Source organism: Roseovarius sp. D0-M9, assembly GCF_037083805.1.
Lineage (GTDB): Bacteria > Pseudomonadota > Alphaproteobacteria > Rhodobacterales > Rhodobacteraceae > Roseovarius.
Genome location: NZ_JBAPKZ010000002.1, coordinates 30,040 through 47,330 on the forward strand (window position 1 = coordinate 30,040; position 17,291 = coordinate 47,330).

Below are 17,291 nucleotides of genomic sequence, written 5' to 3' on the forward strand. Positions count from 1 at the left end.
ATTCCGGCGATTTCAGGCTAAGTAAGTAGTTGGACCCGACGGATTTTGCTGCCGATCCGGCCTACCGAAGGAGACACTGCCATGTTTCGCCGTTTTTTTCTGGCCACCGCTGCCACGGCTGTCACCGCCGCGTTCCTGCTGGGCGCACAATCCCGCGGTCTTGTGGCACAAGAGACGAACATGAGCGTTGCCGAGCTTGAGCAATTGCTGACCGGAAACACCGCTGAAGGCGTCTGGGACGGTGTGCGCTACAAATCCTACTTCGGGCCCGACGGCACCACGGTCTATGACCCGCAAGATGGCGATGCCCTGACTGGCAAATGGCGGGTCAATCCCGACACAGGCAATTTCGAGAGCTTTTGGGACGCCGTCGGCTGGACACCCTACGCGGTCTTGCAGACCGATTCGGGCTATGCATGGGTGCGGGGTGGCGAGCTCTATCCCTTTGACGTGATCGAGGGCCGTAACCTCGTTGAATGATGCCGCCCGGCCATCAACCCTGCCATTCCAACAACGTGATCTGCGTGTCGCCATAGCGCCGCCGATCCCTTTGGATCATTCCGCGGGGCGGCAGGATGTTTGCACTTTCCTCCCAGACGATGAGCGCACGGGGCGCGATCCAGCCGCCCGCGATGGCAGATGCCAGCGCGGCTTCGCCCATCTGCCGCCCATAGGGCGGATCGAGGAAAACCAGCGTCGCTGGCGCGCCCGACACCGGCCCCAGACTGGTCGCATCGCGGCGCAGGATCGTTGCGCGTGCGCCAGCGCCTGTCAGCGTGATGTTCTGCTCCAGAAGGCCCAGCGCCACGCGCCCGTTTTCGGCGAACCGCGCGGCGGCGGCCCCGCGCGACAGCGCCTCGAGACCCAGAGCGCCCGTCCCGGCGAAAAGGTCGAGCACTTCGGCGCCGTCGATCACATCGAGACTTGCCAGCATGTTGAAGAGGCTCTCGCGCACCCGGTCGGAGGTGGGGCGCAACTGCGCCTGCGCATCCCCTTTGCCCAGTGCGGCCAGGCGGCGGCCCCGCGCCTCTCCGGCGATGATCCTCATGCCAGAAGCGACTTCAAGTCGACCTGCGGGTCGGCCACGGCCTGCGGATCGGGCGATCTGCCAGCCTCGATCAGGCGCTTGCCCACCATGTAGGCGCGCGGATCGTTCATCGCGTCCACCGCCAGCAGCTTGCCTGCGGCATAATACCAGAACGAGACCGAACGCGCCGCCAGCGCGGGGCGCGTCACGATGCGGTCATAGCCCGCGCCTAGGCCCGCAATCTGCAACTTCACCTCATACTGGTCCGACCAGAACCACGGCTTTGGCACATAGGGGCGATCCGCGCCCATGATGTTTTCGGCCACGCATTCGGCCATGTCGATGGCGTTGGGCACGCTCTCCAGCCGCAGGCGCGCGCCCTTGTAGGGAAAGGACGCACAATCGCCCGCCGCCCAGATCGCCGGGTCGCTGGTGCGGCCCATCGCATCGACAGCGATGCCGTTGTCGATCTCCAGCCCCGCCGCCTCGGCCAGCGCGGTGCCCGGCGCAATGCCGACGCCGACAATGACGAACTCCACGTCCAGCGTGCTGCCATCCGACAGGCGCGCGCCGCTCACGTGCCCCTCGCCGGTCAGCGCTTCGAGGCCGACACCCTCGCGGATATCGACGCCGTGCTCGGAATGCAGCGCGCGAAAGAAATCCGAGGTCTCGGGCGCGGCCACGCGGCTGAGGATGCGGCTCGACATCTCGACCAGCGTGACTTGCAGGCCCTTCGTGGCAGCGACCGCCGCCGCCTCGAGGCCGATATATCCGCCGCCGACGATTAGCACCCGCGCACCGGGGCCAAAGCGCGGCCCCATCGCATCGGCATCGGCCAGATCACGCACCACATGCACCCCCTCCAGATCGCCGCCGATGGCGGCTGGCAGGCGGCGCGGCGCGGATCCCGTGGTCAGGACCAGCGTGTCATAAGGGATGGCCTCGCCGCCTACATGCACAGTGCGGGCCGCGCGGTCGATCGCATCCACACTGGCCCCGAGGCGCAGATCAATACCCGCCTCGTCGTAGAAATGACGGGGCCGCAGATAGAGGCGCTCCAGCTCCATATCCCCCAAAAGATACGCCTTGGACAGCGGCGGACGCTGATAGGGCAGCGCAGGCTCCTGACCGATCAGGGTGATGCGGCCCTCAAAGCCATCCTTGCGCAGACGCGCGACCAGCGACGCGCCCGCCTGCCCCGCACCCACCACGACAATATCCGGCATGTCCTACGTTCCGATCTTTTTGCATGGCCTCACCGCCCCGCAGTCTATATCCCGATCATATCGCAGAGCAAACACCCGACCCAAACAACAGACAAGGACTCCCATCATGAGCATTTCCATTGGCGACAAGCTTCCCTCGGCCACCCTCACGCGTATGGGCAAGAGCGGCCCTGAGGCGGTCGATCTGGCCGAGCTGACCGAAGGGCGCAAGGTCGTCATCTTTGCCGTTCCGGGCGCGTTTACGGGCGTGTGCCACAACGCGCATGTGCCCAGCTTCATCCGCACCAAGGATCAATTCGACGCCAAGGGCGTGGATGAGATCATCTGCGTCACGGTCAACGATCCCTTTGTCACCGGCGCATGGGGCGAAGTGACCGGCGCGACCGCGGCCGGCATCACAATGCTGGGCGATCCGATGTCGGCCTTCACCGAGGCGATGGGCATGGATTTCACCAATGAGGGCGCAGGCCTCATCTCGCGGTCCAAGCGTTATGCCATGCTCGTCGAGGATGGCACCGTCACAGTCCTCAACGAGGAAGAGAACCCCGGCCTGTGCGATGTCTCGGCTGGCGAGGGCCTGCTGGACGCGATGTAATCGCCTCACTCTGCGCGGCCTCGGCTTATTCTTGGTAAAAATCCCCAAGAGCCCGGCCCAAAAAAGGCGGCCCGATGTAATGTCGGGCCGCCTTTGGCATTGCGGGCCAGCGCCTGCGCGCACTTACTGGGCGAGGTTGTCCATCTTGCGCGCCAGCTTGGCATCCAATGTGCTCAGCCCATCGACATCATGGGTCGTCAGCGTGACGTTGACGGTGTTGTAGACATTGCTCCACTCAGGGTGGTGGTTCCATTTTTCGGCCCAGACGCCCGCGCGGACCATCCAGCCCAGCGCATCGGCAAAATCCGCGAACTTGAACTCCTTGGTGATCGCATCACGCCCCTCGACCATCGACCAACCGGCCGTCAGCAGGGGTTCGATCATCGTGGTGCGGGCGGTGTCGCTGAGTTTTTCGGTCATTCCTGATCTTCCTTCTGTCCCTTTCTGAACGGCCCGTAGGACGTCAGAATTTCTATGTCTTCCTCTACCGCCGCGCCCTCGGCGCGCAGATATTGTGCCACAGCCTCTGCAAAGCCCGGATCGCGGACCCAGTGCAAAGAGTGGGTCGCCACAGGCAGATAGCCGCGCGCCAGCTTGTGTTCTCCTTGTGCGCCCGCCTCGACACGGGCAAGGCCGTTGGCCAGCGCGTAGTCGATCGCCTGATAGTAGCACAGCTCGAAATGGAGGCACGGATGGTCCTCCATGCAGCCCCAGTAACGGCCATATAATGCCGAGGCGCCGATAAAGTTCACCGCGCCCGCAACAGGCACACCGCCGTTCATGGCGAAGATCAGCAGAATGTCGTCTCGCAGCGTCTCTTGCGCGATGTCGAAGAATTGCCGCGTCAGGTAGGGCGTGCCCCATTTGCGCGCGCCGGTGTCCTGATAGAACTGCCAGACGGCATCCCAATGCTCGGGGCGGATATCGTCGCCGGTCAGCTGCACGATGTCTCCACCAAAGCTCTGGGCGGTGCGCCGCTCCTTGCGGATATTCTTGCGCTTGCGCGCACTCAGCGCGCCAAGAAAGCCGTCGAAATCACCATATCCCGCGTCGATCCAGTGAAACTGCTGGCCAGTGCGCCGCATCAGGCCCATCTCGGCGCCCGCCTCTGCCTCGGCCTCCGTGCAAAAGGTGGTATGCAGGGACGACAGGCCGTTTTGCTCGCCAATCTGGACGGCGCCCTGCACCAGCGCGGCGCGTCCCACCTGCTCATGGCCGGGCCGGGTCAGCAGGCGGCGGCCCGCGACCGGCGTGAAGGGCACTGCGATCTGCAATTTCGGATAATAGCGGCCGCCCGCACGGCGGTAGGCATCGGCCCAGCCGTGATCGAAGACGTATTCGCCCTGCGAATGCGATTTGGCATAGAGCGGCGCGCAGGCGATCATCTGTCCGCCCTGTTCGGCGGTCAGATATTGCGCCTGCCACCCCGTGCCCGGCCCGACCGAGCCGCTATCCTCCAGCGCCTTGAGAAAACGGTAGGTGGTAAAGGGGTCGCTGGGCCGGGCACCATCCGGCGCATCCGGGCCAGATGCTTCGGGGCAGGCGCAAGCATCCCAGTCGCCTGCGCTGATGCCGCTCAGATCGCCATGGGCGCGTATGGTGATTTCGCTCGTCTCGGTCATGGAGGATATGTCCTGCTGCGCGGAATCTAGCGGTATCTACCTTTGCCCAGTATCATATACCTGCGCCCGGCCATTAACTGTGGCCGGCAGGCCCGAATTCAAGCGGGCAGATCCGGCAGATACCCTTCGAACGTGATATTCTGCGCAATCTTCAGCGATGCGCGCGCAGCCTCCTCACTTCGGATGGTCCAGCACAGCACGTCGATGCCCGCCGACTTCAGTTCATCAACGCGGGGCCTGTCCAGATCATTCCACTGGTGGCTGATGAAACTGGCGCGCGCGGCCTGCATGTCGGGGATCGCGCGCAGGCGGTCCCGAACATCTGCGGGCAACTCCGGGCAATGCTCGGCCGCGTAATCGCAACTGACGATGCCGCGCGGGATGTCCGGCGCCAGATCCGCCAGCCGGATCACCGAATGGGGATTGAACGACATCAGCGCCACCGGCCCGTCATAACCCGCCAGATCGCGGGCGACAGCCGCCTCCAGCGTGCCGTCCGTCTGGCCCATCTGGCCATGCTGGTCCTTGACCTCGACCAAAAGAGGCACGCGACCTGCGACAAGGCTCAGCACCTCGGCCAGCGTCGGAATCCCCTCGTCCAGCCCCTTGAGCCGGACAGCGGCAAGGCCCGCCGCGCTGCGCGCGCGAACAGGCCCTGTGTCATCAGTCAGCCGGTCGAGCTCGTCATCGTGAAACACCATGGCAACGCCGTCCGACGACATCTGCACGTCGATCTCGATGCCATAGCCATGCGCGATCGCTGCCGCGATGGCCGCGCGCGAATTCTCGGTCCGGTCCGAGCCGGGGACATGCAGCGCGCGGTGCGCCAGCGGCACCCTCAGAAAAGCAGGGTCCAGGCGGATCATTTGATCTGGAACACGCCTTCGATCTCGACCGCCACGCCCAGCGGCAAGGATGCGGCCGAGACGGCAGCGCGCGCGTGTTTGCCCGCCTCGCCCAGCGCCTCGCCCAGCAGGTCGGACGCGCCGTTGATCACCTGAGGTTGCTCGGTGAACTCAGGCGTAGAGTTGACGAACCCGCCCAGCTTGACAACCCGCACGAGCCGATCCAGATCGCCGCCGCAGGCCGCCTTGACCTGCGCAAGAAGGGCAATGGCGCAACTGCGCGCGGCATCGGCGCCAGCGGCAGTGTCCAGATCCGCGCCCAGCTTGCCAGTCAAAAGGCCGCTTTCGTTGCGCGAAATCTGGCCCGACACATAGAGGATGTCGCCCACCTGAACATAGGGAACGTAGTTTGCCGCGGGGGCCGGTGCATCCGGCAGGGTGATGCCCATTTCGGCCAGTTTCGTCTCGTAATTTCCCATAAGCCTTGATCCTTTGTGCCCGGATCCTTTGTGCCCGGTGCGCGGACGCTAACGCCTGTCGCACAGGATGAAAACGCCAAATTCGGCACATGTGCTCCCATGTCCGGGCGAGACCACGCGGGGCATCCCTGATCATGGGCCAAACGGCCGCTCCACTTGTCAGCAAGCGGCGAAAAATGTAATTGAGCATTTTGGGGATGGTCTTGCGTGGCGCATGGAGTGCGTCGCATTTGTGCAACGTTCCTCTTATTCGATTGACTGCCACCTGCCGGAAAGCCTTCATCGCATTAAATACTGCCCGGCTAACTCGCCCTGACAACTGCCCTGAAAGTGATCCGGTGACCCGTATTTCCCTCAATTTCGCACCGCGCGCCATGATCGCCGTTGCTCTCTTCGCTCTCGTCGCCGCTTGCGGGCATCAGCCTGATCCCGCCGTCACGCGCGCCGCACCCTATGATCCCTATGAGCAGTCGAATCGGAAAAACCACGACTTCAACAAGTCGCTGGACCGCGCCGTCGTGCGCCCGGTCGCGATGGGCTACAGGGCGTTCATGCCTGACGATGTGGAAACGGTGGTCAGCAATTTCTCGACCAACCTCTCGCTGCCGGGCGCCATGGTGAACAGCGCGCTACAGGGCAATGGCGTTGGCATGACATCGGATTTCTACCGCTTTTTGGTCAACTCGACGCTTGGCCTTGGCGGGCTGATCGATGTCGCATCGGATCTGGGCATGCCCGAACGCACCGACGCGGACTTCGACCAGACCCTTTACACTTGGGGCGTGCATGAGGGGCCTTACGTGGAATTGCCGGTTCTTGGCCCCGCGACCAGCCGCGCCGCAGCGGGCCGCGTCGTCGATCTGTTCATCAACCCGCTGGAATATGTGATCGAGGACGACGGGGTCTACTATGCCTTGGGCGCCCGGGCAGGCCGGGGCCTTCGCGCACGCGGGCGGTTCGGTGATACGATCGACTCCGTGCTCTATGAAAGTGCAGACAGCTATGCGGTCACGCAGTCGAGCTATCTGCAAAATCGCCGTTTCAGGCTGGGAAGTTCGGGCAGCGATACCTATCTCGACCCTTATGACACCACTCCCCGCACGCCATCGAGCGGGGCCATCAGCGCAGATTTCGAGAATCCCTATGACCAATAACCTTACACGTCGCAGCCTGACGCGCCGCAGCCTGATGGCCGCCGGCCTGAGCGCGGCCCTGGTCGCCGCCCTTCCGAGGGGCGCACTGGCCCTAACGGACGCCAGCGCCCGCGCGCTCGTCGACAAGCTGGTGGCAGAGATCAACGGCGTCATCGCATCGGGCCAATCGCTGAGCAGCATGATCAGCAACTTCGAGGGCATCTTTCGCCGGTATGCGGATGTCGATCTGATTGCGCGCAGCACACTGGGTGCGGATGCCAACCGCGCCAGCGCCGCCCAGTTGGCAGCCTATACCGAAGCGTTCCGTGGCTATATCGCCCGCAAATACGGCAAGCGGTTCAAGGAGTTTGAAGGCGGGCAGATCGAAGTGCTGGGTGTTGCGCAGGTGAAATCCTGGCACGAGGTGCAGGCCCGCGTGAACTTGCGCGGCCAAACGCCCTTCGATGTGCGGTTTCTGGTCTCGGGCCGGTCCGGGCGCGATCTGTTCTTTGACATGGTGATCGAGGGCATCAGCCTGCGCCTGAGCGAGCGAACGGAAGTGGGCTCGATGCTGGACCGGCGGCAGGGCAACATCGACGCGCTGATCGCGGACCTGCGCCAAGCGGGATAAGCAACGTATTTGGCTTTGGCCGTGACGCGCGCGGGCCCTTATGGGCCTGCGCGTTTTGCGTTGTGGCCCGAAGCCAGAGCCGCGCGTCAGCCGCCCAGCAGCCGGCGCAAGATGTTGCCGATCGGACCCTCGCGATTGTCCGGCGCCGGCGCCGTCTGGCTGCCCTGCCAGCCCTGCTCGCGCTGAAACCCTTGATTTCCCTGATTGCCCTGACCACGGTTTTGCACCTGGGGTTGCGGCGCCGGTTGCTCGGGTTCCGGCGCTTGGGGCACCGTCATCGGCAAAGACGTCGCAGGCATCCCATCATGGACGCGCAGCATCACCTCGCGCCAGATCTCGGTCGGCAGACCGCCGCCGGTAACCCCGGTCAGCGGCGTGTTGTCGTCATATCCCATCCAGACGCCAGCCACGTAGTCGGCGGTAAAGCCCAGGAACCAGGCGTCGCGCGCCGCTTGTGTCGTGCCGGTCTTGCCCGCAGCTTCGCGCCCCGAAAGCTTGGCCCGCGTGCCGGTGCCTTCCTCGATCACGCGGCTCATCATCCATGTCAGCTCGCGCGCGGCCTCCTCGCGGATCACCCGCTCGCCAATGCCGCCGCCCGCGCCCATGACCGCCTCGTTCTCTCCGAGGAGCTTCAGCTCCACAAGGCCGTAAGGCGTGACCGATGAGCCGCCGTTGAGGATGCCCGCAAAGGCGCCCGTCATCTCGATCAGTGTGCTTTCGGACGCACCCAGCGCCAGCGCGGGGCCGGCGGCCAGATCGCTCTCGATCCCAAAATCACTGGCGACCTTGCGCACCAGATCAAGTCCGACGCTTTGCGCCACCTTGACGGCGGGGATGTTGTAGGATTGCGCAAGCGCATCCGCCAGCGTTACGCGACCGTGAAAGCGGTTGTCGTAATTGCCGGGGCACCACTGGCCCGAGCCCGCGATATTGAGGCAATAAGCCTCGTCCATCACGGTATCCCGACTTGAATAGCCCAGTTCAAGCGCGGTGGCATAGACAAAGGGTTTGAAGCTGCTGCCGGTCTGGCGATTGGCCTGCGTCGCCCGGTTGAAGCCGCCCGTCGCCTTTGTCTGGCGCCCGCCCACCATCGCGCGCACGGCGCCGTCCGCGCTCATCACGACGACAGCGGCCTGCGCCTTGGATCCTTCGCGCAGCTTTTCGTCCAGCACGGCGTTCAGGCCCTCTTCGGCGGCGCGCTGAATGCGCTGGTCCAGCGTGGTGCGGATGATGACATCCTCGGTGGTATCGCGGGTAAAGAACTCGGGGCCGGACGACATGACCCAATCGGCAAAATATCCTCCCGCTTGCCGCTCGGCGGCCTCGGACAATTCCGCTGGGGCCGCCAGCGCCACGGCGGCCTCGGACTCGGACAGGTAATCCTGATCGCGCATCAGGCGGATGACCGTCGCCGCGCGGTTCTGGCTACGCGCGATATTGGTGGTCGGCGCCAGTGTCGAAGGCGCGGTCAGAAGTCCCGCCAGCATCGCACCCTCGGCGGGGTTCACCTGCGCCGCGCTCTTGCCGAAAAAGCGCTGCGCAGCAGCCTCGGCACCATAGGCGCCGCCGCCCATGTAGGCACGGTTGAGGTAGATCGAGAGGATCTCTTCCTTGGTGTATTTCACCTCCATCGCCATCGCATAGACCGCCTCCTTGGCCTTGCGGGCCAGCGATCCACGGCGGCAATCGGCCTCATAGGCGGACTGGCTCTCCCACTCGGCCTCGACATACTCGCGGCCAAGGCAAAGCAGCTTGGCCGTCTGCTGCGTCAGGGTCGATCCGCCATGCCCCGAAAGTGGCCCGCGCCCCTCGCTGAGGTTGATGCGGACCGCGCTGGCAATGCCGATCGGGTCGATGCCGGGATGCAGATAGAAACGGCGATCCTCGGTGGCGATCACAGCGTTGCGCAGGTGCGGCGACACAAGGCCCGCATTGACCGCCCCGCCAAACTGATCGCCGCGCCACGCAAAGACGGCACTTTCATGGTCAAGCAGCGTGACAGAGCCGCGCGCGCGCCCATCCAGCAGCACGGACGCCTCGGGCAGTGTGGTATAGATATATCCCACCGCAGCGCCAACGATCAGCACCATGATCGCCGTCAGCCGCCAGCCGATGCCCCAGACGATGCGCCATGTCCAACTGAGCAAGCCGAAAATTCCACGCGTGAGGAAATTGCCGCCGCGCCGCCGCGCCGGAGCGCGGGCACGGCTCTTGCGCGGCTTGGCCGCCGGCTTCGCCTTTTCCCTGGATTTGCGTTTCTCGGCCACCAATGGTGGCTTTCGCCGTCCTGAATTGCTCATGCTTGCCCTGCCCGGCCCGATTACTGGGGCTTTTACCCCTTGGTATCCGGTGAGGCTAGCCCAGTTTGGCCACAATGTAGAGAGGGCGCGCGAATGCGGCGCATTTTAGCAAAGGGCGCCGCGTCGTGCGTGGTGGTCGAATCAAACCCTGACATGCTAGGTATTGTGGTATGACGCATCATGCCCCCCATATCGGCGCCACAGGCAGTGGCCAGGACGCTCCGCCCGCGGCCGGCACCATCATCCGGCAACTGGACGAGGCGGCAATCAACCGCATCGCCGCCGGCGAAGTGGTGGAGCGGCCCGCCTCGGCCGTCAAGGAACTGATCGAGAACGCCATAGACGCGGGCGCGACGCGGATCGCCGTCGAGATCGCGGATGGGGGCAAGACACTGATCCGGGTTACCGACGACGGCTGCGGCATGACGCCCGGCGATCTGCCGCTGGCGCTGGCGCGGCACGCCACCTCCAAGATCGACGGCAGCGACCTTTTGAACATCCACAGCTTCGGGTTTCGCGGTGAAGCTTTGGCATCGCTGGGCGCGGTCGGGCGGCTGACCGTGACGTCACGAGCGGCAGGCCATGACGGCGCCGAAATCGCGGTGACGGGCGGCAAGATCGGCGCCGTGCGCCCCGCCGCGCTGAATGGCGGGACGGTCATCACGCTGCGCGATCTTTTCTTTGCAACGCCCGCGCGCCTCAAGTTCATGCGCACCGACCGCGCCGAGGCGCAGGCGACGACGGACGTCATCAAGCGGTTGGCCATGGCTGAGCCGCAGGTGAGCTTTACCCTGCGCGATGTGTCCGGCGGCGGCGAGGGGCGGCAGACCTTTCGCGCCGACGCCGAGACCGGGGATCTCTTCGATGCGCTGCACGCGCGTCTTGCCCGCATCATCGGCAGCGATTTTGCCGACAACTCCATGCGCATCGACGCCGAGCGCGACGGCTTTCACATGACCGGCTACGCGGGCTTGCCGACCTATTCCCGCGGCGCGGCGGTGGCGCAATACCTCTTTGTCAATGGCCGCCCGGTGCGCGACCGGATGCTGATCGGCGCCTTGCGCGCAGGCTATATGGATGTTCTCAGCCGCGACCGACATCCCGTTGCCGCGCTTTTCATCGAGTGCGACGGCGCGCTGGTCGACGTCAACGTGCATCCCGCGAAATCCGAGGTGCGGTTCCGCGATCCGGGCGCGGTGCGCGGCCTCATCGTATCGGGCCTGCGCCATGCGCTGGCCGAGGCCGGGCATCGGGCATCCTCGACCGTGGCGGCCGGCACACTGGGCGCCTTTCAGCCCGAGCAAACCGGCGCGCGCGTCTATCAGATGGACCGCCCATCGGCGCAGGCCCGCGCCGCCAGCTATAGCGCACAGGCTCCCGGTTTTGCCGAAATGCAGCACGACTACAGCGCCCGCGCCGAGCCGCTTGCCAGCGGTAACTCAGTGGCGGACACGCCGCCCGACACGGCCCGAAACACCCCGCTGGGCGCCGCGCGCGCGCAGGTCCACGAGAATTACATCATCGCCCAGACCGACGAGGGCATCGTCATCGTCGATCAGCACGCCGCGCATGAGCGTCTGGTTTATGAGCGTCTCAAGCGCCAGCAGGAAGGGCATGGCATCGCCGCGCAAGCACTGCTGATCCCCGAAATCGTCGAGCTGAGCGAAGGCGATTGCGCCACCCTGATGGAGGCGGCAGAGGATCTGGCCAGCCTCGGCCTGACGATCGAGCCCTTTGGCGGCGGCGCCATCGCCGTGCGCGAGACCCCCGCGATGCTGGGCCCTGTCGACGCTCGCGCGCTGGTGCTTGACGTGCTGGACGAGTTGAGCGATCAGGGCGATAGCCAGACCTTGCGCGCGCGCATCGACGCAATCCTCAGCCGCATGTCCTGCCACGGCTCGATCCGGTCGGGGCGGCGGATGCAGGCGGACGAGATGAACGCCCTCCTGCGCGAGATGGAGGCGACGCCGATGTCGGGTCAGTGCAACCACGGCAGGCCTACCTACGTGTCGCTGAAGCTGAGCGATATCGAGCGGCTCTTTGGACGCAGCTAGCCCCGATTGCCGGTTGCGGTGTCGGCCCGGTTTCTGTCACCTGGAACAAATGCCGAACGCGGAAGGGAAAGAGCATGGAGCAGCTTGTGCAGCAGGTGGCGGCTTGGGATATCGCCGTTTGGCAGGGCGTGGCCATGGGGACCGCGGCGCTGGCCCTGATCCTCATGCTCAGCGCGCTTCTGGCCGGTCGCCGCGCCCGTCGGGCCCAGCAGGACGCCGCCGCCCTGCGCGAGCGCCTCGCCCGCCTTACCCCCGAGGCCGAGCGTGCCGCAAGGATGGAGGCGCGCGCCGAGGCGCTGATGGGCGAGCTCTACCAAGAGCAGGTGAACGCCGCCGCGCTGGAGCAAAAGCTGGACAGCCTGCAAGAGACGCACAAGCAGCGGCTGGCCGACCTAGCGGATATGAAAAAGCAGCTTGAGGACCGTTTTCAAACGCTGGCCTCGGGCGCGCTCTCGGTCAATTCCGAGAAGTTCCTGTCGCTCGTCTCGGAGCGGTTTCAAAAGCACAAGGAAAGCGCCGATCACGACACGGCCCAGCGCCACGCGGCCATCCGCGATCTGGTCAAGCCGCTCGACGAGCGTCTTGGAAAATTCGACGCGCGCATGACCGAGATCGAGAAGGCGCGCAACGAGGCCTATGGCACGATCAAGCAGCAGGTTCTGAACCTTGCCGAAGGCCAACAGACCCTCAGCAGCGAGACACGGCGCCTCGTCCAAGCGCTGCGCGCCCCAAAGACGCGCGGGCGCTGGGGCGAGATGCAGCTGCGGCAGGTCTTTGAAATGGCGGGCATGACCGAACGGGTGGATTTTCACCTCGAAAAGAGCTTTGACACCGATGACGGACGCCGCCGCCCCGATGCCATCGTCCACATTCCCGGCGGCAAGAGCATCGTGATCGACGCCAAGACGCCGCTATCGGCCTACCTCGATGCGCTCGAGGCCGAGACGCCCGAGGCGCAGAGCCAGTTCATCAAGCAGCACGCGGTGCAGGTGCGCAAACACGTCAATGACCTGTCGTCCAAGGCCTATCACGACACGCTGGGCGCGACCCCGGATTTCGTCGTGATGTTCATCCCCGGCGAAACCTTTGTCTCGGCAGCAGCCGAGGCCGATCCCGGCCTCATCGAATACGCGTTCGAGCGCAAGGTGCTGATCGCCACGCCGACCACGCTGATGGCGCTGGTCAAGGCGATCGCCTATGGCTGGCAGCAGGACAAGATGGCCGAAAATGCCGAAGAGGTGCAGAAATCGGCCAAGGAGATCTATGACCGCCTGCGCGTCTTTGCCGAGCATCTGGGCCGTGTGGGCCGCTCGCTGGGCCAATCGGTTGATCATTACAACAAAGCGCTGGGATCGCTTGAGGGCCGCGTTCTGCCCTCAGCGCGCAAATTCGAGGAGCTCGGCGTGGTCGCGGCGACATCCGACAAGATCGAGCGCCCGGCCAGCGTCGAGGACGAGCCGCGCCGCCTGACCGCGCATGAATTCACCAGTGACGAGCAGCCCTAGCTGGTTTCGAGGCAATGGCGGCGAAAGGCCCGTTTCAGCATGTCCAGTTCTTCGCGCAAAAGCGTCATCTCGACACGAATGTCATAGCCCAGCGCGTCGCCGGACATCAGCGCAAAACTATCCAACAGGGCATCGGCGCGCCGGTCACGGATCAGGAAAGTCTGCACGCCGTCAGTAATGACCTCGGCGGGGATCGGCACCCGAACCGTCCAGAACCCGCCGTCTTCGCTCTCGATCACCTCGACGCCCGCGAGGGGCCGGTCCAGATGCGTGACCTCGATGTCGGGCTGGATGTTGCCCTCGCCCTCATGGGTCAGCTGCCCTTCCCATACCCCTTCGAACAGCCGGGTCTTGGTCAGTTTGAGATTGCTCATGTCGGTCCCTTCATCGGCTCAAAATTGTCAATTAAAATTCAGTGCTTCAAAATTCGGCGCGGGGCCTGCGGCTGAACGTCAGATCGCGCAAGGTCACCTGACTCATCTCGGGGTTTTCAAAGATCAGATCGACCCAGGCCCGCTCGATCCGCTTTTCGTTGAGGCCGGAATAGGCGAGGTCGAATTCAACCACGATCTCGTCCTCGTCCAGCGGCAGCTCCCGCACGATCTGTTCTGTGTTCGGGCCGTGCTTGATGTTCAGCCGGGCAAAGATCTCGAGCGGTTTTTCCAGCTCGACGATCGTCGTCACGCGCAGCAGATGGCGCTTTTTCAGCCCATCGACCGCCCCATAGGGCAGGTCCAGCACAACCGACAGAAACGAGCCGTCGAAGGCAAAGACATCCATGCGCAGGCCGTATGGCGCAAGGTCCGCCTCGCGCGTGTTGCGGACTTGCCGCAAAGTCAGCTCGGACCGTGCGCAATCGTGAAACAATGTCAGCTCATCGCCCAACTTGGACTTGCTGGGGGCCGAGGACATGCCTGGGCTGGCCAGCGGCAGGTTCCAAAGGCTGGGCCGCCATGCCCAGTCGGTGCCATGCGGCTTGGGAAAAGCATTGGAGCCGATCATCGGCAGGGCCAGACGATTTTCGGCAATGGCGCTCATTTCGCTGAGCGAAAAGAGCAGCTTGCGGGCGCGGCTGCGTTCCCGGCGCAACTCATCCAAGGGCATGTCGGGCGCGCGCCTTGCCGCACGGGTCCAGCGGCGCACGGCGCGCCGATGCACGAACCAATCGACCAAAGCACTACGCATCCGCATCCCTCATCGCCCCCGCCGACCTTCGTCCGTTATTATCCTGCCCTGCTCACACCTTCTATAAGATTAAGCCTGATTGCGAAACAATCCTGACAGGATGGATTTCAACCCCCGGCGCTGCGTCACGGCGCGCGATGTGGCCGGGGCGCCCTCTGAATCAGACGACGTGGCCGATTGCTCAGTGTCAGCGCCCGGTGCATCCGCCTCGGTCGCGGCAGGCGCGGGGCGGCGCGGGCTGGCCGCCATCATGGCCGCCGCGACAGCGACCAGAATGTCTTGCCCCGCCTTTTCGGCCACGCCGCTGCCCGGCTCGCCATAAGCGGCCAGACCGATCACATGCCCGTTGATAACCATTGCGCCGCGCCAGTGGCGCGGTGCGCCGCCGGGCAGCGATGTGTCGCCGCCCCGCTCAAGCTGAATAAGCGAAACATTGTCGCGATCAACCTGCCGGATCACACCCGCATTGGCCCAAGGCGCGGCAAGGCGGGCGGCCGAGGGCCGCTGCGCGCGGCCATCCCGCGCGAGGACCGATACGGTCACTACAGCGGGCCGCACATCACTGGTAGGCGCATTGCCCAGATGCGCACAGCTGGCAATGAGGGCAAAGCCCGCGTCACCACCCCGCTGAACGCTGCCGGGATCAACGCAATAGCCATCCGGTCCGGTCACGATGACATCGCCGCCAAAGAATGCGGCGCGGCGCGGCGCGTTCTCGGATTTCTCATCCTCGGTGATGCCGGTCAGCCCCGCGCCGCCCACACAGGCGGCGAGAGGCAGGGTCAGGACAAGGGCGAGCAATAGGCGCGCCGCTTCGAGCCAAGGGCGCAAGGGCCTCAGATATCCATGTAGACGTGGCGCTCGGCCTCGGCGCCGGGATGGGTGACCGCGCCCTTGTAGGTCGGGCCCACCAACTGCGCGAACTTCCAGATCGCGCCCGACGCATACATCGTCTCGCGGGGACCTGCCCAGCTCTCTTTGCGCTTGGCCAGCTCGTCATCGCTCAGATCCACGGTCAGCGCGCCGTTGATTGCGTCGATGGTGATAACATCGCCATTCTTCAGCAGGGCAATCGGCCCGCCATAAGCGCTCTCGGGGCCGACGTGGCCCACGCAGAACCCGCGCGTCGCGCCCGAAAAACGGCCATCGGTGATCAGCGCGACCTTCTTGCCCATGCCCTGACCGCTGAGCGCCGCCGTGGTGGCCAGCATCTCGCGCATGCCCGGCCCGCCTGCGGGGCCTTCATTGCGGATGACGATGACCTCGCCCTCCTCATAGCCACGTTTCTGCACGGCCTCGAATGCCTCTTCCTCGCTTTCGAAGACGCGGGCAGGTCCGGTGAACACCTGATTTTCCGGGGCGATACCCGCGACCTTCACGATGGCTCCCTCGGGCGCCAGATTGCCCTTGAGGCCGACGACGCCGCCGGTCTTGGTGATGGGCGTCTCGATGGGGTAGATCACCTTGCCATCGGCCTCGCGGTCGATCAGGTCCAGCTCTTCGCCGATGCTGCGGCCCGAGGCGGTGATGCAATCTTCGTGGATCAGGCCCGCCTTGCGCAGCTCCTTCATCACGACGGGGATGCCGCCCACATCATACAAATCTTTGGCCACATGCGCGCCGCCCGGCTTCAGGTCGACGAAATAGGGTGTGTCGCGGAAGATGTCGCAGACATCCTCAAGGAAGAAATCGATGCCAGCCTCATGCGCAATCGCAGGCAGGTGCAGCCCAGCATTGGTCGACCCGCCCGTGCACGCCACGACGCGCGCAGCGTTTTGCAGCGATTGCAGCGTGACCACATCGCGGGCACGGATGTTCTTTTCGATCAGGTTCATCACGGCGCGGCCAGACGCCTCGCCATATTGGTCGCGGCTCTCGTAGGGGGCGGGCATGCCGCTGCTGTTCATCAGCGCAAGGCCGATCGCCTCGCTGACACAGGCCATCGTGTTGGCGGTGAACTGGCCCCCGCAGGCGCCCGCGCTGGGGCAGGCCACCCGCTCCAGCATGTCGAGCGCGGCGTCAGACATGGTGCCGTTCTGATGGCGGCCGACCGCCTCGAACATATCCTGCACGGTCAGATCGCGAGTGCGGAAATCCTCGGGGATCTCCTCGACCTGCGGCGCGCGGCCCGGCAGGATCGAGCCGCCGTAGATAAAGACCGATGGCGTGTTCAGACGCACCATCGCCATCATCATGCCCGGCAGCGACTTGTCGCAGCCCGCAAGCCCGACAACGGCGTCATAGGCATGGCCGCGCATCGTCAATTCGACCGTGTCGGCAATCGCCTCGCGGCTGGCCAGCGACGACCGCATGCCCTCATGGCCCATCGCGATCCCGTCGGTCACGGTGATGGTCGTGAATTCGCGCGGCGTGCCCGAGCCTGCCTTGACCCCCATCTTGACCGCCTGCGCCTGACGGCTGAGCGCGATGTTGCACGGCGCAGCCTCGTTCCAGCAGGTGGCGACACCGACGAGGGGCTGGTGAATTTCCTCTTCGCTCAGTCCCATCGCATACATGTAGGACCGGTGCGGCGCCTTGGACGGGCCTTCGGTCACATAGCGGCTGGGCAGTTTGGACTTGTCGAACTTGGTCATTGGGGCCTCGCGAAACCGATGTGGAAACTTTGCTGCCCGAGGAATAGGCGAGCGGTCCCTCTGGCGCAAGCGCGCGGGTGCAGCAACGGCACCGA

General features: G+C 64.8%; 17 protein-coding genes. 6 read left to right on the plus strand and 11 right to left on the minus strand.

Features of this window, described 5'->3' with window-relative positions:
• Positions 1 to 81 precede the first annotated feature (81 nt).
• Positions 82 to 480, plus strand: a complete 399-nt coding sequence (locus V8352_RS01850) for a hypothetical protein (RefSeq protein WP_336422551.1) — start codon at positions 82 to 84, stop codon at positions 478 to 480.
• Between the two features lie 13 nt (positions 481 to 493).
• Here the strand turns inward: V8352_RS01850 and rsmD are convergent, their stop codons facing one another.
• Complete coding sequence (gene rsmD / locus V8352_RS01855; RefSeq protein ID WP_336422552.1) at positions 494 to 1,048, minus strand: 16S rRNA (guanine(966)-N(2))-methyltransferase RsmD; 555 nt, start codon at positions 1,046 to 1,048, stop codon at positions 494 to 496.
• Positions 1,045 to 2,253: an NAD(P)/FAD-dependent oxidoreductase gene (locus V8352_RS01860; protein WP_336422553.1), complete on the minus strand. Its 1,209-nt coding sequence runs from the start codon at positions 2,251 to 2,253 to the stop codon at positions 1,045 to 1,047. Before V8352_RS01860 ends, rsmD begins: the two co-directional genes overlap by 4 nt.
• 106 nt (positions 2,254 to 2,359) lie before the next feature.
• On the opposite strand from V8352_RS01860, the gene V8352_RS01865 reads away from it, so the two are divergent.
• Positions 2,360 to 2,848 carry a peroxiredoxin gene (locus tag V8352_RS01865; protein WP_336422554.1) on the plus strand — a complete coding sequence of 163 codons (489 nt, stop codon included), beginning with the start codon at positions 2,360 to 2,362 and terminating at the stop codon, positions 2,846 to 2,848.
• A 123-nt stretch (positions 2,849 to 2,971) separates the two neighbouring features.
• Here V8352_RS01865 and V8352_RS01870 read toward each other — a convergent pair whose 3' ends face one another.
• From V8352_RS01870 to V8352_RS01885, 4 genes are all read right to left on the minus strand, one after another.
• Entirely contained in the window at positions 2,972 to 3,268 is a 297-nt protein-coding gene (locus V8352_RS01870; RefSeq protein WP_336422555.1) for a 4a-hydroxytetrahydrobiopterin dehydratase, read from the minus strand.
• Complete coding sequence (locus tag V8352_RS01875; RefSeq protein WP_336422556.1) at positions 3,265 to 4,470, minus strand: GNAT family N-acetyltransferase; 1,206 nt, start codon at positions 4,468 to 4,470, stop codon at positions 3,265 to 3,267. Before V8352_RS01875 ends, V8352_RS01870 begins: the two co-directional genes overlap by 4 nt.
• A 98-nt stretch (positions 4,471 to 4,568) precedes the next feature.
• Positions 4,569 to 5,336, minus strand: coding sequence for a glycerophosphodiester phosphodiesterase family protein (locus V8352_RS01880; RefSeq protein ID WP_336422557.1), 768 nt, complete (start codon positions 5,334 to 5,336; stop codon positions 4,569 to 4,571).
• Positions 5,333 to 5,794, minus strand: coding sequence for a RidA family protein (locus tag V8352_RS01885; protein ID WP_336422558.1), 462 nt, complete (start codon positions 5,792 to 5,794; stop codon positions 5,333 to 5,335). The genes V8352_RS01880 and V8352_RS01885 overlap by 4 nt, the downstream gene beginning before the upstream one ends.
• Before the next feature lie 374 nt (positions 5,795 to 6,168).
• On the opposite strand from V8352_RS01885, the gene V8352_RS01890 reads away from it, so the two are divergent.
• Both V8352_RS01890 and V8352_RS01895 read left to right on the plus strand, forming a co-directional pair.
• Positions 6,169 to 6,948, plus strand: coding sequence for an MlaA family lipoprotein (locus V8352_RS01890; RefSeq protein ID WP_336422559.1), 780 nt, complete (start codon positions 6,169 to 6,171; stop codon positions 6,946 to 6,948).
• A complete protein-coding gene (locus V8352_RS01895) occupies positions 6,938 to 7,558 on the plus strand; it encodes an MlaC/ttg2D family ABC transporter substrate-binding protein (RefSeq protein WP_336422560.1) in 621 nt (206 codons plus the stop codon). Before V8352_RS01890 ends, V8352_RS01895 begins: the two co-directional genes overlap by 11 nt.
• Before the next feature lie 86 nt (positions 7,559 to 7,644).
• On the opposite strand, the gene V8352_RS01900 is transcribed toward V8352_RS01895, so the two are convergent.
• Positions 7,645 to 9,858: a transglycosylase domain-containing protein gene (locus V8352_RS01900; protein WP_336422561.1), complete on the minus strand. Its 2,214-nt coding sequence runs from the start codon at positions 9,856 to 9,858 to the stop codon at positions 7,645 to 7,647.
• A gap of 170 nt (positions 9,859 to 10,028) precedes the next feature.
• Between V8352_RS01900 and mutL the strand changes: the two genes are divergently transcribed.
• Both mutL and V8352_RS01910 read left to right on the plus strand, forming a co-directional pair.
• Complete coding sequence (gene mutL / locus V8352_RS01905; RefSeq protein WP_336422562.1) at positions 10,029 to 11,912, plus strand: DNA mismatch repair endonuclease MutL; 1,884 nt, start codon at positions 10,029 to 10,031, stop codon at positions 11,910 to 11,912.
• Between the two features lie 74 nt (positions 11,913 to 11,986).
• Positions 11,987 to 13,417 carry a DNA recombination protein RmuC gene (locus V8352_RS01910; RefSeq protein ID WP_336422563.1) on the plus strand — a complete coding sequence of 477 codons (1,431 nt, stop codon included), beginning with the start codon at positions 11,987 to 11,989 and terminating at the stop codon, positions 13,415 to 13,417.
• On the opposite strand, the gene V8352_RS01915 is transcribed toward V8352_RS01910, so the two are convergent.
• The 4 genes from V8352_RS01915 to ilvD form a co-directional block, all read right to left on the minus strand.
• On the minus strand, positions 13,414 to 13,791 hold the full coding sequence (locus V8352_RS01915) for a hypothetical protein (RefSeq protein ID WP_336422564.1): 378 nt from the start codon (positions 13,789 to 13,791) through the stop codon (positions 13,414 to 13,416). The genes V8352_RS01910 and V8352_RS01915 overlap by 4 nt on opposite strands.
• A 46-nt stretch (positions 13,792 to 13,837) precedes the next feature.
• A complete protein-coding gene (locus V8352_RS01920; RefSeq protein WP_442970929.1) occupies positions 13,838 to 14,602 on the minus strand; it encodes a DUF6478 family protein in 765 nt (254 codons plus the stop codon).
• 69 nt (positions 14,603 to 14,671) lie between these two features.
• A complete protein-coding gene (locus V8352_RS01925) occupies positions 14,672 to 15,433 on the minus strand; it encodes a hypothetical protein (RefSeq protein WP_336422566.1) in 762 nt (253 codons plus the stop codon).
• Between the two features lie 5 nt (positions 15,434 to 15,438).
• Positions 15,439 to 17,196, minus strand: a complete 1,758-nt coding sequence (gene ilvD / locus V8352_RS01930) for a dihydroxy-acid dehydratase (RefSeq protein ID WP_336422567.1) — start codon at positions 17,194 to 17,196, stop codon at positions 15,439 to 15,441.
• Positions 17,197 to 17,291: the final 95 nt, after the last annotated feature.

What these genes read in the sequence shown, in the direction of transcription:
- V8352_RS01850 (WP_336422551.1), top strand. Translation starts at nt 82, where the DNA reads ATGTTTCGCCGTTTTTTTCTGGCCACCGCTGCCACGGCTGTCACCGCC.
- rsmD (WP_336422552.1), bottom strand. Translation starts at nt 1,048, where the DNA reads ATGAGGATCATCGCCGGAGAGGCGCGGGGCCGCCGCCTGGCCGCACTG.
- V8352_RS01860 (WP_336422553.1), bottom strand. Translation starts at nt 2,253, where the DNA reads ATGCCGGATATTGTCGTGGTGGGTGCGGGGCAGGCGGGCGCGTCGCTG.
- V8352_RS01865 (WP_336422554.1), top strand. Translation starts at nt 2,360, where the DNA reads ATGAGCATTTCCATTGGCGACAAGCTTCCCTCGGCCACCCTCACGCGT.
- V8352_RS01870 (WP_336422555.1), bottom strand. Translation starts at nt 3,268, where the DNA reads ATGACCGAAAAACTCAGCGACACCGCCCGCACCACGATGATCGAACCC.
- V8352_RS01875 (WP_336422556.1), bottom strand. Translation starts at nt 4,470, where the DNA reads ATGACCGAGACGAGCGAAATCACCATACGCGCCCATGGCGATCTGAGC.
- V8352_RS01880 (WP_336422557.1), bottom strand. Translation starts at nt 5,336, where the DNA reads ATGATCCGCCTGGACCCTGCTTTTCTGAGGGTGCCGCTGGCGCACCGC.
- V8352_RS01885 (WP_336422558.1), bottom strand. Translation starts at nt 5,794, where the DNA reads ATGGGAAATTACGAGACGAAACTGGCCGAAATGGGCATCACCCTGCCG.
- V8352_RS01890 (WP_336422559.1), top strand. Translation starts at nt 6,169, where the DNA reads ATGATCGCCGTTGCTCTCTTCGCTCTCGTCGCCGCTTGCGGGCATCAG.
- V8352_RS01895 (WP_336422560.1), top strand. Translation starts at nt 6,938, where the DNA reads ATGACCAATAACCTTACACGTCGCAGCCTGACGCGCCGCAGCCTGATG.
- V8352_RS01900 (WP_336422561.1), bottom strand. Translation starts at nt 9,858, where the DNA reads ATGAGCAATTCAGGACGGCGAAAGCCACCATTGGTGGCCGAGAAACGC.
- mutL (WP_336422562.1), top strand. Translation starts at nt 10,029, where the DNA reads ATGACGCATCATGCCCCCCATATCGGCGCCACAGGCAGTGGCCAGGAC.
- V8352_RS01910 (WP_336422563.1), top strand. Translation starts at nt 11,987, where the DNA reads ATGGAGCAGCTTGTGCAGCAGGTGGCGGCTTGGGATATCGCCGTTTGG.
- V8352_RS01915 (WP_336422564.1), bottom strand. Translation starts at nt 13,791, where the DNA reads ATGAGCAATCTCAAACTGACCAAGACCCGGCTGTTCGAAGGGGTATGG.
- V8352_RS01920 (WP_442970929.1), bottom strand. Translation starts at nt 14,602, where the DNA reads ATGCGTAGTGCTTTGGTCGATTGGTTCGTGCATCGGCGCGCCGTGCGC.
- ilvD (WP_336422567.1), bottom strand. Translation starts at nt 17,196, where the DNA reads ATGACCAAGTTCGACAAGTCCAAACTGCCCAGCCGCTATGTGACCGAA.